The sequence below is a fragment of the Halomonas sp. G15 genome (assembly GCF_021282295.1).
Classification (GTDB): domain Bacteria; phylum Pseudomonadota; class Gammaproteobacteria; order Pseudomonadales; family Halomonadaceae; genus Halomonas; species Halomonas alimentaria.
On the sequence record NZ_JAJSPA010000014.1, the window covers coordinates 70725 to 87818 of the forward strand.

Annotated in this window: 12 protein-coding genes; 6 read left to right on the forward strand and 6 right to left on the reverse strand. The window is 66.6% G+C overall.

The window, feature by feature from the left end; genetic code table 11:
- Nucleotides 1–556 precede the first annotated feature (556 nt).
- The 4 genes from LWH48_RS08840 (at nt 557) to LWH48_RS08855 (ending at nt 7267) form a co-directional block, all read left to right on the forward strand.
- Nucleotides 557–817 (forward strand): DUF4212 domain-containing protein, encoded by a 261-nt coding sequence (locus tag LWH48_RS08840; RefSeq protein ID WP_161431234.1) that lies wholly within the window; start codon nt 557–559, stop codon nt 815–817.
- Between the two features lie 6 nt (nt 818–823).
- Entirely contained in the window at nt 824–2620 is a 1797-nt protein-coding gene (locus LWH48_RS08845; protein WP_232912271.1) for a sodium:solute symporter family protein, read from the forward strand.
- A gap of 114 nt (nt 2621–2734) precedes the next feature.
- Entirely contained in the window at nt 2735–3253 is a 519-nt protein-coding gene (locus LWH48_RS08850) for a hypothetical protein (RefSeq protein ID WP_232912272.1), read from the forward strand.
- A gap of 66 nt (nt 3254–3319) precedes the next feature.
- The gene (locus tag LWH48_RS08855) at nt 3320–7267 is read left to right on the forward strand and encodes a hybrid sensor histidine kinase/response regulator (RefSeq protein WP_232912273.1); all 3948 of its coding nucleotides are present in this window, start codon (nt 3320–3322) and stop codon (nt 7265–7267) included.
- A 106-nt stretch (nt 7268–7373) separates the two neighbouring features.
- Here LWH48_RS08855 and LWH48_RS08860 read toward each other — a convergent pair whose 3' ends face one another.
- The 3 genes from LWH48_RS08860 to LWH48_RS08870 form a co-directional block, all read right to left on the reverse strand.
- Nucleotides 7374–8036, reverse strand: coding sequence for a LuxR C-terminal-related transcriptional regulator (locus LWH48_RS08860; RefSeq protein ID WP_232912274.1), 663 nt, complete (start codon nt 8034–8036; stop codon nt 7374–7376).
- Nucleotides 8037–8244: 208 nt separating this feature from the next.
- Complete coding sequence (acs, locus tag LWH48_RS08865) at nt 8245–10194, reverse strand: acetate--CoA ligase (RefSeq protein WP_232912275.1); 1950 nt, start codon at nt 10192–10194, stop codon at nt 8245–8247.
- A gap of 169 nt (nt 10195–10363) precedes the next feature.
- Entirely contained in the window at nt 10364–10924 is a 561-nt protein-coding gene (locus tag LWH48_RS08870; protein ID WP_232912276.1) for a SprT family zinc-dependent metalloprotease, read from the reverse strand.
- Nucleotides 10925–11006: 82 nt separating this feature from the next.
- Between LWH48_RS08870 and LWH48_RS08875 the strand changes: the two genes are divergently transcribed.
- Nucleotides 11007–11654: a YecA/YgfB family protein gene (locus LWH48_RS08875; protein WP_232912277.1), complete on the forward strand. Its 648-nt coding sequence runs from the start codon at nt 11007–11009 to the stop codon at nt 11652–11654.
- A 2-nt stretch (nt 11655–11656) separates the two neighbouring features.
- Here the strand turns inward: LWH48_RS08875 and LWH48_RS08880 are convergent, their stop codons facing one another.
- Complete coding sequence (locus LWH48_RS08880; RefSeq protein WP_232912278.1) at nt 11657–12778, reverse strand: phospholipase D-like domain-containing protein; 1122 nt, start codon at nt 12776–12778, stop codon at nt 11657–11659.
- A gap of 117 nt (nt 12779–12895) precedes the next feature.
- Between LWH48_RS08880 and plsB the strand changes: the two genes are divergently transcribed.
- Nucleotides 12896–15346 (forward strand): glycerol-3-phosphate 1-O-acyltransferase PlsB, encoded by a 2451-nt coding sequence (gene plsB, locus LWH48_RS08885; protein ID WP_232912279.1) that lies wholly within the window; start codon nt 12896–12898, stop codon nt 15344–15346.
- 10 nt (nt 15347–15356) lie between these two features.
- Here the strand turns inward: plsB and LWH48_RS08890 are convergent, their stop codons facing one another.
- Nucleotides 15357–16115 (reverse strand): class I SAM-dependent methyltransferase, encoded by a 759-nt coding sequence (locus tag LWH48_RS08890; protein ID WP_232912280.1) that lies wholly within the window; start codon nt 16113–16115, stop codon nt 15357–15359.
- Nucleotides 16112–16816 carry a tRNA (adenosine(37)-N6)-threonylcarbamoyltransferase complex dimerization subunit type 1 TsaB gene (tsaB, locus tag LWH48_RS08895; protein ID WP_232912281.1) on the reverse strand — a complete coding sequence of 235 codons (705 nt, stop codon included), beginning with the start codon at nt 16814–16816 and terminating at the stop codon, nt 16112–16114. Before tsaB ends, LWH48_RS08890 begins: the two co-directional genes overlap by 4 nt.
- Nucleotides 16817–17094 lie beyond the last annotated feature (278 nt).

The following is a 17094-nucleotide window of genomic DNA, read 5'->3' on the forward strand; positions in this document are numbered from 1 at the left end:
GGACCTCACGGATCGACCGCCACTGAGAGAAAGCCCCCGGAATTCGCACGACGGCGACCCGGGCTCCCTTACAGCGGAGGTATTGTTATTGGTGTCCGCAGGCATGATCGGCTGTCGACGAAGCCGATGACACATCGGGACTTGGCTGAAGCATAACAACCACGACACCTCGCCGATAAGCTAGACCAACGTATCGACCTGCCGCCGTTTAGACCAATGTCCCACCCTCTTCTTTCAGCCTAGACAAAGGTCCAAGGAGCGCAGGATATACCATGGTTCTATCCCGCCACCGAGCCTCCCGACATTTCACGAAAAGCACCAACCCAAGTATTTGTAATATAGGTATTTTTATAAAATTCGTTGAATAGCTTTATTCTCATGATACGAAAGTCTGGGATTCATTTTTGCCCCTCATTGACCACTATCCACCTGCGTCATACAGGGCAATCGCACGACACCAATGCGTCTCACGGCCGGGGGCGTGCGATTGCCCTGGTGATCCTTCAACCCACGACTGCACAAGTTCCCTAGCTCAACAACAAGTGGAGAACACGACATGGCAGAAGAGAAAGTCGACTCAACAGAGTACTGGAAGGCCAACGTGCGCCTGATCGCAGGCTGCCTGGTCGTCTGGGCCTTCGTCTCCTACGGCTGCGCCATCCTGTTCCGGCCGCTGCTCGCCGGCATCCCGGTAGGCGGTACCGACCTGGGCTTCTGGTTCGCCCAGCAGGGTTCGATCCTGACATTCATTTGCCTGATCTTCTTCTACGCCTGGCGAATGAACCAACTCGACAAGAAATTCGGACTCGGGGAGTAAGACAGCATGAGTCAATTTGCCATCAACCTGCTGTTCGTAGGGGCCTCGTTTGCCCTCTACATCGGCATCGCGATCTGGGCCCGAGCGGGCTCGACCAAGGACTTCTATGTGGCGGGCGGCGGCGTCCATCCGATCACCAACGGCATGGCCACCGCCGCCGACTGGATGTCCGCCGCGTCGTTCATCTCCATGGCCGGCCTGCTGGCTTCCGGCGGCTACGCCAACTCCACCTTCCTGATGGGCTGGACCGGCGGCTACGTCATCCTGGCCATGCTGCTGGCGCCCTACCTGCGCAAGTTCGGCAAGTTCACGGTGCCGGACTTCATCGGTGACCGCTTCTACAGCAATGCCGCACGCCTGGTGGCCGTCATCTGCCTGATCGTCGCCTCGGTGACCTACGTCATCGGCCAGATGACCGGTGCCGGCGTGGCCTTCTCGCGCTTCCTCGAGGTCTCCAACACCTGGGGCATCTGGATCGCGGCCTTCATCGTGTTCCTGTATGCGGTATTCGGTGGCATGAAGGGCATCACCTACACCCAGGTGGCCCAGTACATCGTGCTGATCATCGCCTACACCATCCCGGCGGTGTTCATCGCCATGCAGCTGACCGGCAACCCGATCCCCATGTTCGGCATGTTCAGCACCCACACCGAGTCCGGCTTACCGCTGCTGGAGAAGCTCGATGATGTGGTCAACGCCCTGGGCTTCCGCGACTACACGGCGGACGTCGACAACAAGCTCAACATGGTGCTGTTCACCCTGTCGCTGATGGTGGGTACCGCGGGCCTGCCCCACGTCATCATCCGCTTCTTCACCGTGCCCAAGGTGGCCGATGCTCGCTGGTCCGCCGGCTGGGCGCTGGTGTTCATCGCCCTGCTCTACCTCACCGCACCGGCTGTGGGCTCCATGGCACGCCTGAACCTCGCCACCACGGTCTATCCGGAGATGGCGGGCCAGGTCGAGGACTACGAGGCCGCCGCCAGCAATGCGCTGGTCTACGAGGAGCGCCCGGGATGGATTCGCACCTGGGAGGAGACCGGCCTGATCCAGTTCGAGGACAAGAACGACGACGGCCGCATCCAGCTCTATAACGACGGCAACGCCGACTTCGCCGACACCGCCGAGGCGCGTGGCTGGGCAGGCAGCGAGCTGACCGTCAACAACGACATCCTGGTACTCGCCAACCCCGAGATCGCCAACCTGCCCCCGTGGGTCATCGGCCTGATCGCCGCCGGCGGTATCGCGGCCGCCCTCTCCACCGCGGCGGGCCTGCTGCTGGCCATCTCCTCGGCGATCAGTCACGACCTGATCAAGACCATGATCAACCCGAAGATCACCGAGAAGGGCGAGATGCTTGCCGCACGGATCTCCATGGCGGGCGCCATCCTGCTGGCAACCTACCTGGGCCTCAACCCGCCGGGCTTCGCCGCCCAGACGGTGGCCCTGGCCTTCGGTATCGCCGGCGCCTCGCTGTTCCCGGCGCTGATGATGGGGATCTTCTCCAAGCGGGTGAACAACAAGGGCGCCGTGGCGGGCATGCTGACCGGCCTGATCGCCACCCTGCTCTACATCTTCACCTACCTGGGCTGGTTCTTCATTCCCGAGACCAACATGCTGGCCAACACCCCGGACAACTGGATCCTGGGCATCTCGCCGCTCTCCTTCGGCGCGGTGGGTGCGATCTTCAACTTCACGGTGGCCTACCTGGTATCCACCGCCACCGAAGAGCCCCCGCAGGAGATCCAGGACCTGGTGGAGAGCGTCCGCTATCCCAAGGGTGCTGGTGCCGCAACCGAGCACTGACGTCTCGGCACCTACTGGGCCATAATGGCCCCCTGGCCCGGCTCGCCGGGCCAGTAACTCCCTACCGATCGGGCTTCCCTTGGGAAGCCCGATCTCTTTGAGAAAAGGTGAACCATGATTTGGCACTTGATTGGGGCGATCTTCGCCGGCCTCGGGGCAGCGGGCATCGGCCTGCTGCTGCGCAAGGTCAGTGGCAAGCGCCTGCCGCGCTGGATCATCCCCGCACTGGGCGGCCTGGGGATGCTCGGTTACCAGATCCAGACGGAGTACAGCTGGTACGAGCACAAGCGCTCGCTGCTGCCGGAAAGCGCCCGCGTCGTCCAGGCCGAGCAGGACGCCATGTTCTGGCGCCCCTGGACCTACCTCTTCCCCATGACCACCGCCTTCAGCGTGGTCGACGAGCAGGGCATGACGGTCGAAGAGCAGGATGGCGAGAAACGGGTCGAATTCCTGCTCTACCGCTTCGAGAAGCAGGCCCAGGACAGTGTCAGCCACCAGACCTGGCTGATGAACTGCGCCACCCGCGAGACCCTGCCCTTGGCGGGCGAGTCGCGCCAGCCACAGCTGGACGCCCTGCGACGCCTGACGGCGGAGGCCCCGCTCTACCGCGCCGTCTGTGTAGAGACCGACTGAACCATGCGCCTGCCCTCAGCCGCGTCCTTGCCCTAGAATGGGCGGCGACACCCAGGGAGGAAGCTCATGTTCTCAGGCTGGCTGCTGGTCGCCGCATCGTTGCTCTACATCGCCGTACTGTTCGCCATCGCCTGGCGCGGCGATCGCCATGCCCGGCGCCACGGCGCCAGTCAGCGACGGCCGATCATCTACAGCCTGGCACTGGCCATCTACTGCACCTCCTGGACCTTCCACGGTGCGGTAGGCCAGGCCGCCAGCGGCGGCTGGTCCTTCGCCAGCATCTTCGTGGGGCCGATCCTGACCTTCCTGCTGTTCTGGCCGGTACTGGCCAAGATGATCCGCGTCGCCAAGCACCAGAACGTCACCTCCATCGCCGACTTCATCGCCTCGCGCTACGGCAAGACCCAGTCGCTGGCGGCCTTCGCCAGCCTGGTGGCACTGATCGGCACCCTGCCCTATATCGCCCTGCAGCTGAAGGCCGTGGCCACCTCCTTCAGCGTGCTGACGGCCGACAGCGATATCACCCGCGCGCCGCTGTTCGCCGATACCGCCTTCTACGTGGCAGTGGTGATGGCCGCCTTCGCCATCCTCTTCGGCACTCGCCACACCGACGCCACCGAGCACCACGAGGGGCTGATCCACGCCGTGGCCTTCGAGTCGCTGGTCAAGCTGCTCGCCTTCATGGCGCTGGGGGCCTATGTCACCTGGGGCATGTTCGACGGGCTGGGCGACCTGCTGGCACGCGCCGAGAGCCAGCTCGAGCTGCAGCGCCAGCTGGCCCAGCAGGACTTCGGCCAGAGCTTCTGGGCCCAGACCCTGCTGGCGATGCTGGCGATCCTCTGCCTGCCGCGCCAGTTCCACGTGGCGGTGGTGGAGAATACCCACCGCGACGACGCGCGCACCGCGCGCTGGCTGTTCCCACTTTACCTGCTGGCCTTCGCCTTCTTCGTGGTGCCCCTGGCCGCCGCCGGCCTGACCCTGTTCGCCGGCGGCGACGTGGAACCGGACAGCTATGTGCTGGCACTGCCCATGGCCGCCGACAGCACCTGGCTGACCCTGCTGACCTTCATCGGCGGCTTCTCGGCGGCCACCGGCATGGTGATCGTCGCCGCCGTGGCGGTATCGATCATGATCTCCAACGAGATCGTCATCCCTGCCCTGTTCCGGCTACGCTGGTTCGATACCAAGGCCCGCGACTATGGCCGCCTGGTGCTGCGCGCAAGGCGCATCACCATCGGCGCGGTGCTGGCCATGGCCTACGGCTTCTACCAGCTGATCGGCGAGTTCACCTCGCTGGCCTCCATCGGCATGCTCTCCTTCGCCGCCGCCGGCCAGTTCGCCCCGGCACTGATCGGCGGACTCTACTGGAAGCGTGGCAACCGCCTGGGGGTGATCGTCGGCATGAACGCCGGCTTCGCCATCTGGGCCTACAGCCTGCTGATGCCGGCGATGATCGGCGCCGACGTGCTGCCCGCCGAGTGGCTGGCGGGCGGCCCGCTCGGCGTGGCCTGGCTCGCCCCCACCTCGCTGTTCGGCCTCAACGTCGGCGACAGCTTCACCCACGGCGTGATGCTGTCGCTGGGGGTCAACCTGTTCTGCTACATCTTCGTCTCCCAGGTCACCTCCCAGCGAGTGGTGGAACGCATCCAGGCCTCGCTGTTCGTCGACAGCGTCGAGACCCGCCAGACCTCGGTGAACCGCCCCTGGACCGGCGCCACCACGGTGGGCGACCTCAAGGTACTGTGCGAACGCTTCCTGGGCGCCGGCCAGGTCAGCCGGGCCTTCGACGACTACGCCCGGCGCAGCGGCAAGCCGCTGGAGGATGGTACCCGCGCCTCCATCGACATCATCCAGTTCACCGAGCGCTTCCTGGCCTCGGTGCTCGGCGCCTCCTCGGCGCGCATCGTGGTCAATTCGGCGCTGCAGGGACGCGGCATCGGCATCTCCGACGTCATCTCCATCGTCGACGAGGCCTCCCAGGTACTCGAATTCAACCGCGCCCTGCTCCAGGCCACCATCGAGAACATCAACCAGGGCATCAGCGTGGTCGACCAGAACCTGCGCCTGGTGGTGTGGAACCAGCGCTACCTGGAGCTGTTCCGCTTCCCGGACCACCTGATCCGGGTCGGCGCACCGATCGACAAGATCTTTCGCTACAACGCCCACAACGGCGAGTACGGCCCCGGCGACCCCGAGGAGCATGTCCAGCTGCTGCTCGACAACATCCGCGAGGGCCAGCCCCACCGCTACGTGCGCTATCGCCAGGACGGCAGCGTGCTCGAGGTCCAGGGCAACCCCATGCCCGGCGGCGGCTTCGTCTACACCTACCAGGACATCACCCAGCAGAAGCGCATCGAGGAGGCGCTGATCCGCTCGGAGAACAACATCCGCATCTACACGGACAACGTCCCCGCGCTGATCGCCTACTTCGACAAGGAGTGTCGCTACCTCTTCACCAACCGCGCCTATGAGCAGGCCTTCGGCATCGACCGCAACGCGGTGATCGGCAAGCGCGTGCAGGAGGTCATCCCGCCCGAGATGGCCCTGGAGCGGGAGCAGTGGATCGAGCGGGCGCTGTCCGGCGAGCGGGTCAGCTTCGAGGTCTCGATCCGGCTCCCCGAGGGGCGCCGTTACATGCTGGTGACCTACACCCCACACTTCGGCGACAGCGGCGCGATACTCGGCTTCTTCGCCCTCTACCAGGACATTACCGAGCGCCGCCTCGCGGAGATCGCCCTCAAGGAGACCAACGAGACCCTGGAGGAGCGCGTACGCGAGCGCACTCAGGCGCTCTCCGAGGCCAACGCGGCGCTGCGCCAGGAGAACCGGGTGCGCGCCGAGGCGGAGCAGGCGCTGCGCCAGGCCAAGCAGCTGGCCGAGGATGCCAACGCCTCCAAGACCCGCTTCCTGGCCGCCGCCAGCCACGACCTGCTGCAGCCGCTGAACGCCGCCCGCCTGTTCACCTCGGCGCTCTCCCAGGAGATGGATGCCAGCGACATGAAGCGCACCATCGGCCATATCGACAACTCCCTGCAGGCCGCCGAGGAGCTCCTCAGCACCCTGCTCGACATCTCCAAGCTGGATGCCGGTGCCCTCACGCCGCGCCGCAGCCACTTCGCCCTGGCGGATATCATCCGCCCGCTACGCGCCGAGTTCGAGGTGATGGCCGAGGACCGCGGCCTCGACCTGGTGGTGGTACCGACCCGCCAGTGGGTCGACAGCGACGCCCAGATGCTGCGTCGCATCGTGCAGAACTTCCTCTCCAACGCCATCCGCTACACCCAGGAGGGACGGGTGCTGCTGGGCTGCCGTCGCCAGGGGGACCGCCTCTCCATCCAGGTGTGGGACTCCGGCCCCGGCATCCCGGCCTCCAAGCAGGCGGAGATCTTCCAGGAGTTCCGCCGCCTCGACCAGGCCTCGCGCCACAAGGAGAGCGAGAAGGGGCTGGGCCTGGGGCTCTCCATCGCCGACCGCATGAGCCGGGTGCTGGACCACCCCATCACGGTGCGCTCCCGGGAGGGTCACGGCACCATGTTCTCGGTCAGCGTGCCGGTGGTGGCCGCGCGCAGCGAGGCCGAACAGGCCGAGGAAGCGGCCGCCCCGCGCCGTGCCGGCAACAAGCTCGCCGGCACACAGATCCTGTGCATCGACAACGAGACGCTGATCCTCGAGGGCATGAAGGCGATGCTCTCCGGGTGGGGCTGCGAGGTCTTCACCGCCACCAGCATCGGTGGCGCCAAGTCGGTGCTGCGCCACCTCGATGGCGACCCGGACGCGATACTCGCCGACTACCACCTGGACAACGAGGTCACCGGACTGATGGCCCTGGAGGCCCTCGGCGAGCGGCTGGAGGGCGCGGTGCCCGGCATCGTGATCACCGCCGACCGCACCGAGGAGGTCGCCGAGGAGGTCAAGCGTGCCGGCTACCAGCTGCTGCTCAAGCCGGTGCGCCCCGCCGCCCTGCGCGCCCTGCTCACCCGCACCCTGCAGGCCAGTCGGGCGCCCAGCTCATAGCTGGAATGCAGCCTGAACGACATCGCCCCCATGACAAGGCCATGGGGGCGATGCTTCTTTCAGCTTCAGGCTTAAGGCTTACAGCTTCTAGGCCGTCGGAGCCGGCTCAGGACTGCACCTTCGGCGGCTCGACCTCGAGCTTCTGGGCGGCGATCACCGCCTGGGTACGGGAGTGCACGCCCAGCTTGCGCAGGATGGCGGTGACGTGGGCCTTGATGGTCGCCTCGCTGACGCTGAGCTCGTAGGCGATCTGCTTGTTGAGCAGCCCCTCGGTAAGCATGTTGAGCACCCGGAACTGCTGGGGCGTCAGGGAGGCGATCGCCTCGGCGAACCGGGTCTCCTCCTCGTCGGCATCGCCGATCGATGCGGCGAGCTCCGCCGGCAGCCACACCTCCCCCTCGAGGATCTCGCCCACCGCCTCGGCGATCAGCTGCAGCGAGGAGGACTTGGGAATGAAACCGGAGGCGCCATAGTCGATGGCCCGGCGCACCACATGGGGTTCATCGCTGCCCGACACCACCGCCACCGGAATGTCCGGGGTCTGGCCACGCAGCTGGATGAGGCCCGAGAAACCGTGGGCGCCCGGCATGTGCAGGTCGAGCAGGATCAGGTCGGCATCGGGGTGGCGAGTCACCACCTCGGCGGTGGCCTCCATGGTGTCGGACTCGACGATCTCGGCCTGGGGCGCCAGCTGACGCAGTGCCTGGGTGAGGGCTGCGCGGAACAGCGGATGGTCATCGGCGACGATGAATTTCTGGGCAAAGGCCATGGATTCTCCTCCGGTTCCTCTGGCAGCGGATCGACGACCGCCACACGGGCTCTTCTTCGTTGAGTCGCATGTTACCCCATGGGAGAGGCGATTCCCAAGCATCGCGCACACATTGTCGACAATATTTCCGATAGCCGAAAAGAAGCCGGCCCCGTGGGGGCCGGCTCGCCAGGCTCAGGTAGCGACGAGGCGGGCTCGTCGCGGCGGCTCAGCGGTTGGCGCGATGCTCGATCAGCTCGTCCACCACGGACGGATCCGCCAGGGTGCTGGTATCACCCAGGCCGTCGCACTCGTTGGCAGCGATCTTGCGCAGGATGCGACGCATGATCTTGCCGGAGCGCGTCTTGGGCAGACTCGGTGCCCACTGGATGACGTCCGGCGAGGCGATCGGCCCGATGTCCTTGCGCACCCACTGGGTGAGCTCCTTCTTGAGCTCATCGGAGGGCTCCGCATCGTCATTCAGAGTGACGTAGATGTAGATACCCTGCCCCTTGATGTCATGGGGGAAGCCGACCACGGCAGCCTCGGCCACGGCGTCATGGGCCACCAGCGAAGACTCGATCTCGGCGGTGCCCATGCGGTGACCGGAGACGTTGATCACGTCGTCGACACGGCCGGTGATCCAGTAGTAGCCATCCTCGTCGCGGCGGCAGCCGTCGCCGGTGAAGTAGACCCCCTGGTAGGTGGAGAAGTAGGTCTGGGTGAATCGCTCATGGTCTCCCCAGATGGAGCGCGCCTGGCCAGGCCAGGAGTCGGTGATCACCAGGTTGCCGTCCACTGCGCCCTTGAGCTCCTTGCCCTCGCTGTCGTACAGCGCCGGCTGCACGCCGAAGAACGGCAGGGTGGCGGAGCCCGGCTTGAGATCCGTGGCGCCGGGCAGCGGAGCGATCATGATGCCGCCGTTCTCGGTCTGCCACCAAGTGTCGACGATAGGACAGTTAGAGTTGCCGATCACCCGGTAGTACCACTCCCAGGCCTCGGGGTTGATGGGTTCGCCCACCGAGCCGAGGATGCGCAGGCTGTCACGCTTGCTGGAGTCCATGACGTTCTCGCCATGGGCCATCAACGCGCGGATGGCGGTGGGCGCGGTGTAGAGGATGTTGACCTTGTGCTTGTCGACGACCTCGCCCATGCGGCCATGGGTCGGATAGCTGGGCACGCCCTCGAACATCAGGGTGGTGGCGCCGTTGGCCAGCGGGCCATAGACGATGTAGCTGTGACCGGTGACCCAGCCCACGTCGGCGGTGCACCAGTAGACCTCGCCATCCTGGTAGTCGAAGACATACTGGTGGGTCAGGCTGGCGTAGACCATGTAGCCGCCGGTGGTGTGCTTGAGGCCCTTGGGTGCGCCAGTAGAACCGGAGGTGTAGAGGATGAACAGCGGATCCTCGGCGTTCATCTCCTCCGCCGCGCAGTCGGTGGGCTGGCTGTCGACCTGCTCGTGGTACCAGAGGTCACGTCCCTCCTTCCACTCGATCTCGCCGCCGGTACGCTTGACCACCAGCACCTTCTGGCACACCTCGGTGCCGTCGCGGGTCAGGGCCGCATCGACGTTGTCCTTGAGCGGCACCTGCTTGCCACCGCGCACGGACTCGTCGGCGGTGATCACCAGCTTGGAGTTGGCACCGATGATGCGCTGGGCCAGGGCATCCGGAGAGAAGCCGCCGAAGACCACGGAGTGCACGGCGCCGATGCGGGCGCAGGCCAGCATGGCCACGGCAGCCTCGGGAATCATCGGCATGTAGAGGGTGACCACGTCGCCCTTCGTCACGCCCTGGGCCATGAGTGCGTTAGCCAGCTGGCAGGTGCGCTCGTACAGCTCGCGGTAGCTGATGTGGGCGGAGTCGTTGGGATCGTCGCCTTCCCAGATGATGGCAGTCTGATCGCCACGCTTCTCGAGGTGGCGATCCAGGCAGTTGGCGCTGGCGTTGAGGGTGCCGTCCTCGAACCAGCGAATATCGACATTGTGGGGGTCGAAGCTGGTGTGCTTGATCTTGGTCGGGAACTTGACCCAGTCGATGCGCTTGGCCTGTTCACCCCAGAAGGTATCGGGGTCGTCCACGGACTGCTTATACATCGCCTGGTACTTTTCCTTGTCCGCCCAGGCCTTGGCGGCGATGGCATCGCGCACCGGATAGATGTTCTGTTGTTCGCTCATGGAGTTGCCTCTGTCCTTGGGGTGGCCCCGTCAGATGGGTGGAAACCGGCGACCAGCATTGAGATTGTCATTGCCGCCAGTGCCATGGAAGTGCGGCCAGCATAACGCCTTGACGCCGGCCTTCCTCTTAGACATTGGTATGATCAAAAAATCTTTTTATAACAACAGGTTATCTAGCATTTTCAAACGCCGAGCCAGGGTGATAGACCAAGGTCTGAGCACACTTGCGGCAGCGATAGCGACGCCCCTGGCTGGCCAGGGCGTGGCGCCGGGGGGTAAAGCCATGTTCGCGACAGCCGCACACGTAACGATGCGGCGCCGGGCTGGCTCGCCCGGTATCGAAGCGGTGGGTGGTACGCGGAGCAAGGCCGAACAGCCGACGCATCACCGTCTGCCACTCGCGGCCATGGGGCTTCGCCTGCCGGCCATCCTTCAGGTGATGGACCAGCCAGTGGGCCATCTCGTGGGGCACCACCTCGACGAGGAAGTCTAGACGATTCTCGGCATACAGCACCGGATTGAAGCGCAGCCCGCCGCGACCGAAGTGCGCCTGGCCGGCGCACTGGCCGCGCAAGTCGAGCCATACCCGAGGCATTGGCAGGTCGGGATGTACCTCGCGGCACAGTTCCCAGGCCGCTTCGACCCGCTGATCGAGGACAGGCGCGAGCTCGTCGGGGCCGAGGGCGGCGAGCGCCTCGGGATCGGGGTGGGGCAACGCGGCACGGTTCATGGGTGCTAGAATGGCGCCTGGCCCCTCGGGCGTAAAGCCCCATCACCCGCGTGAGTCCGTCAACCAGCGTGAGAGAGTCTCGATGACCGATACCCCGCAGCCCGAACCCCTGCTCGACGATGACCAGCTCGACCACCTCGACGACTTCCTGGCCTCGGAGCGGGTTTCCGAGGACGCCCTGGACCTGATCGGCACCCACGGTTTCCTGGTAGCCCTGGCCGTCAGTCCCCGGGAGGTACCGCCGGCGGCCTGGGTGGCGGAGCTGTTCCAGGGGGAGCCGGACTTCAGCGACGACAGCGAGCGCGAGGTCATCCTCGGCCTGCTGGAACGGCTGCGCCATAACGCCATCGCCGCCCTGGAGCAGGGCCTGCTGCCGGAACTGCCCTTCGAACTGGTGCTGGATGGCATTGCCCCGGAGGAGACGTCCATCGGCGACTGGTGCGCTGGCTTCATGGAAGGCGTCTTCCTCGATGAGGCGGCCTGGTTCGAGGAGGACGAGGAAGCTGCCGCCGCCCTGCTGTTGCCCTTCATGGCGCTCTCGGGTCTGTTCGACGAGGAGCCCGACATGGCGGAGTTCGTCGCCGACGGTGCACGCCTCGAAGGTCTGGTAAGGCAGCTCCCCGAGCTGGTGCTCGATCTCTACCTGCACTATCGGGTGCCGCCGGAGACACCCAAGCCCACCCCGCGCCGCAAGAAGCCCGCCGGCGGCAGGAAAGGCCGTAAGCCGTAAACTTATCTGAGCCGGGTCAGCATCCCGTCCAGGGTACCGAACAGCCACTCCTTGAGGCGCTGCCATAGCGGGCGGCGCGCCCAGGCCCTCGGCTCGATCTCGTGACTGGCGGCGAAGTGGCGTTCGAAGAGCGCCGCGACCTCGCCGGCGAAGCGTCGGTCATCCACCTCCTGATTGGCCTCCAGGTTCCAGTGCAGGCTCCAGTGGTCAAAGTTGCAGGAGCCGAGACTGACCCAGTCGTCGGCCAACGACACCTTGGCGTGGATGAAGGTCGGCTGGAACTCGTAGATGCGCACCCCCGCCCTGAGCAGACGCCCGTAGAAGCGCTGCCCGGCATAGCGCACACCCGGGTGGTCGTGATGCTCCCCGGGCAGCAGCAGGCGCACCTCGACGCCCCGCCGCGCCGCCCTGGCCAGGCGCAGGCGCAGGCTGAAGGTGGGGGCAAAGTAGGGGGTGCATATCCAGATACGGCGGCGCGCGCGCTCCACCCGGCCATGCAGCGAATGGCGGATTGCCTGGTAGCGATACCCCTGACCCCAGATCGCCCGGCCACGCATGCCACGGTAGCCATCCATCGCGCGGGTCGCAGTGGACAGTCCGCGCACCAGCCCCGCGGGCCCGGGGCCACGGGTCAGCGGGGAGTCCCACAGGCGGCTGAACAGCCGCACCCAGTCGGCCACCACTGGCCCCCGGATGCGCACCGCCACCTCGTACCAGGCATCGAGAAACTCGTCCACAGCACCGAAGCCGCCCGTGAAGGCGATGCGGCCATCGACCACCACCAGCTTGCGATGGTCTCGGGTCAGGTTACGCGCCAGAGAGTGGAGCCCCAGCGGGTTGAAGAAGCGCAGGGCCACACCGCCCGCTTCCAGTCGCTCGCGATCGTGCCTCGACAGACCCATGGCGCCATAGCCATCAACCAGCAGCAGCACCATCACGCCGCGCTCGACGCTTCTGACCAGGGCATCGATCAGCGCCGACGCCAGCCGCCCAGACTCCATCAGGTAGAGCTCGATCAGGATCGAAGCCCGCGCCAGTTCGATGGCCTCGAACATCGCCGGCAGAAACTGGCTCGCCTCCGGGAGCAGCTCGAAGTCATTGCCGTCTCGCCAGATCCCGTGCATGGCTGTATCCCTGTCCGCTTTGTCACATGCCCCGTCGTTGCGGGTCGCCACTGACCCGGCGTCTCCCGACGACTATACTGGCCTTTCCTCTCCCTTTCCTGCACCCGGGGCAAACGGATGGCCTTGCTGCACACCCTGACCACCCCCCTGCGCGCGGCGATGACCCGCGTGATCGCCGCCTGGGTTCGGCCGCGCCTGATCGAGCCGTCCCCCGATGAGCTGGGGATCGACCCGGACCTGCCGGTGGTCTACGTGTTGCCCCGGCCGGCAATGAGCGACACCTGGCTGCTCGCTGCGCTGACCTCCCGTCACGGCCTGCCGGCTGCCGACCGCCCCCGGCGCCTCGCCGGCCTGAGACTCCCAGGCTACCTGGCGCTGCCACGCCGGAGGCTGCGCCGTTCCGCGCGCGGCGAGCCGCCCTTCGAGGCGCTGATCGAACGGCTCGAGGCTGACCCGCAACTCGCAGTGCAGCTGGTGCCGGTCAGCATCTTCTGGGGGCGCGCACCGGGCAAGCGCTTCGGTTTTTGGCGGATGGTCGCCGCGGACAACTGGCAGCTGACCGGTCGCCTGCGCCGCGCCCTCTCGGTACTGGTCAACCGGCGCAGCGTGGAGGTGCACTTCGGTGCCCCGCTGATGCTGCGCCAGCTGTGTGGCGGCCGCGACCCGGCGCTCACCAACCGCAAGGCGGCACGCCTGCTGCGCGTGCACTTCCGCCGCATGCGCACCCGGGTGCTGGGCCCGGACCTCTCCCATCGCCGCACGCTGATCGAGGGAGTGGCAGCGAGCCAGGAGGTAGGCCGGGTGATCGACGAACTGGCCGGCGAGGGTCGGCAGGCGCGACCGCGACTGGAGCGTCGCGCCCGACGCTACGGCCACGAGATCGCCTCCAACATGACCTACCCGGTGCTGCGCTTCATGGATGGCCTGCTGCGCCGCCTCTGGAACCGGCTCTATGACGGGGTCGACGTGCGCGGCCTGGAGTCCATCAAGCCGCTGGCCGAGGACCATACCCTGGTCTACGTGCCCTGCCATCGCAGCCATGTCGACTACCTGCTGCTCTCCTACGTGCTCTACCAGGAGGGCCTGATGCCGCCGCATATCGCCGCCGGCCGCAATCTGGACATGCCGCTGATCGGCCCACTGCTGCGCCGCGGCGGCGCCTTCTTCCTGCGCCGCAGCTTCCGCGACAACCGTCTATACGCGGCGGTCTTCAACGAGTACCTGCATCGCCTCATCGCCCGTGGGCATCCGCTGGAGTACTTCATGGAGGGCGGCCGCTCGCGCAGTGGTCGAATGCTGCCGGCGCGCCCCGGCATGCTGGCCATGACCCTGCGCTCCTTCCTGCGCAGCCACGCCGCCGGACAGGCCCAGCCGCTGGCCTTCGTGCCGGTCTATATCGGCTATGAGCGGGTGATCGAGGGCTCCAGCTACCAGCGCGAGCTACGTGGCGGCAGGAAGCGCAAGGAGACCCCGCTGTCGCTGCTGCGGGTGCTGGGCAAGCTGCGCCAGCCCTTCGGTCGGGTAACCGTCAACGTTGGCGAACCGCTGGCGGTGGCCGACTACCTTGACGAGACATTGGGCCAGGGCTGGCGGAGCCATGCCGAGGAGCGCCCGGCGTGGCTCGGCGAGCTGGTGCCACGCCTGGGCGAGACGCTATGCCGGCGCATCAACGCCGCCGCTGCCCTCAACCCGGTCAATCTGGTCGCCCTGGTGTTGCTGGCCACTCCCCACCACGCCATCGAGGAGCGGCTGATGGAGCGCCAGCTGGCACTGCTGGCAACACTGCAGCGGCGCCTGCCGGGCAACGAGCAGGCGAGCCTCCCGGAGGGAGCTCCGCCCCAGTGGATCGCCCATGCCCTGGCACTGGGCATGATCCAGCGACGAGAACAGCCACTGGGCAACATCCTGCTCGCCGATGCCGACCAGTCCAGTCGACTGGGCTGGTACCGCAACAACGTGCTGCACCTCTTCGCTCTGGCCGGACTCACCGCCTTCGCCTTCCGCCACCAGCCGCGCCAGCAGCTGGATGAACTGGAGGCCCTGCTGGCCCCCAGCTGGCCGATTCTCGCCCGGGAACTGATGGTCACCCCACCTCCTGACTTGCGCGAGGCACTGGTGGCGATGCTCGACACACTGGTCGAGCTGGAACTGGTGGATCCGGATGGCGATCATGCCTGGCAACGCCCCGGCGACCGCCTGGAGGCCGGCGAGTGCCTGGACCTGCTGGGGAAGGTGATGCAGCCATCACTGGAGCGTGGCTACCTGCTGCTCACGGTGTTGATCAACGAGGGACCGGGACGTCTCACCGCCGAAGCGCTGGCCGAGCGCAGCCGACTGCTCGCCGAGCGGCTGGCGCTGCTCTCGGGAATCGACTCGCCGGAGTTCTTCGATACGCGGTTGTTCGTCAGGCTGGTGGAGAGCCTGGCACTGGAGGGCTGGCTGTGGCGCGATCCCGAGGGCCTGCTGGTGTTCGATGACCGGCTGCGCGAGGCGGCCAGGCGCTCGCGCGGCCTGTTCGACCCGGCACTGCGCCATCGTCTGCAACTGATCACCCTCCGCGGCAACTGATCACCCGACCTCACTTCAGGCTACGGTGCACATAGAGATCGTAGCGGCTGGTCTTGCCCTCGATGACATGGCGCGGGGCAGGCCCCTCGATCGGCGGCGCCTTCCTCGGCCGCTTGACCACCACCCGATGGGTGGCGACATCCAGGGCCGCCTCCAGCAGCCGCGGAGCGTCCGCATCATCGCCGGCGAGTGTCCGAAACAGACGCATCTCCTTCTTGACCAGTGCCGACTTCTCTCGGTGGGGGAACATCGGATCCAGATGAATCACCTGGGGAGAAAAGCCCGCCCCGGCCACCAGGGCATCGAGATCACGGCCGGCATCCCCGTGGACCAGGCGCATGCGCGCGGCGATCTCGGCGATGTCGGTATCGGCCAGTGCCCTGGCCAGGCCATCCTCGAGCAGGGCGAAGATCGCCGCCACCCGCTCCACCAAGAGCACCGAAGCCCCCAGGCTCGCCAGCACGAAGGCGTCACGCCCCAGGCCGGCGGTGGCATCAACCACGGCGGGCGTCACCCCCTGGGAGAAGCCACAGGCGCGAGCGACCAGCTGCCCGCGGCCGCCGCCGAAGCGACGCCGATGGGCCGCCCTGCCGCTGGCGAACTCCACCGCCAGAGGGTGGCCGTAGCGCTTCTCGTCGCCGACCAGCACCAGGCGACCCTCGCGCTGCTCCAGGACCAGCTCGGACTCGATCGCGAAGGGCAGCCCCAGGCGCTCGGCCAGTGCCGCCAGCGCCGGGTCGTGAACCGCCACCGGCGACCGCTCGCTCATTTCGCCTTCTTCCAGGCCACCTCGTTGCGCAGATAGACCGGCTGTGCGAGGTGGGCCGGCTGCCCACCGCCGCTCTCCAGGTCATGCATGGCGAGCAACGCCATGTCCGCGGCGTCCGCCTCCAGCTCGGGCAGGTGCTGGCCGAGCCCGGCCTGCACCTCAGCGGGCATCTGCTCCCACAGCCCCCACCCCGAGCCTACCCCGACCCAGTCGTGGTCAGCGTGACCGTTCGGCAGGCGCAGCCGCTCCGGCGCCATGACCGCCTCGTCGAGAAGCGGCTCCGGCAGGCCATCGCGGCACTGCCAGGCGGCCACGTAGATCTCCCCCATGCGCGCATCCAGGGCGGTGACCAGCCAGCGAAAATGGTGGCGACGGTGGGCCCCCAGGGCGAGGGCCGCCAGGGTGGAGACCCCGATCAGCGGCCGGTCGAGACCGTAGGCGAGGCCCTGGGCGGTACCTGCTGCTATGCGCAGGCCGGTGAAGGAGCCCGGTCCGTGGCCGTAGGCCACGGCGTCGAGCTCGGTGGGAGCCACCCCGGCCTCGGCCAGCACCTCGTCGACCATAGGCAGCAGGCGCCGGGTGTGCTCGCGAGGGGTCAGCGCGAAGCGGGAGAGCAGTTCGTCGTCGGCGCCGGGGCGTCGCCGCAGCAGGGCGGCGGAGCAGGCGCTCGAGGAGGCATCCAGGGCCAGCAGGATCGACATGGGGTCACCATCTCGGGAAAACGGGCCGCCATTATACGCGGCCGGGCCCATAACGACGATGGCCCGCATAAGCGGGCCATCCAAACACTACGGTAAACGGGGCTGAACCGGCGACAGGCCTACGAGGAGGCGCTGTAAATACGTCCCTGTACGTATATGGAGTCCTCCCCGTTTGCAAGCACGAGGCACGATGGTCGGTAGGTACGACTGCACACGTATATCCGGTCTCGTTAATGATGCTCTGATGAGCATCGGACCTTGATGGGCTATCCGCACGT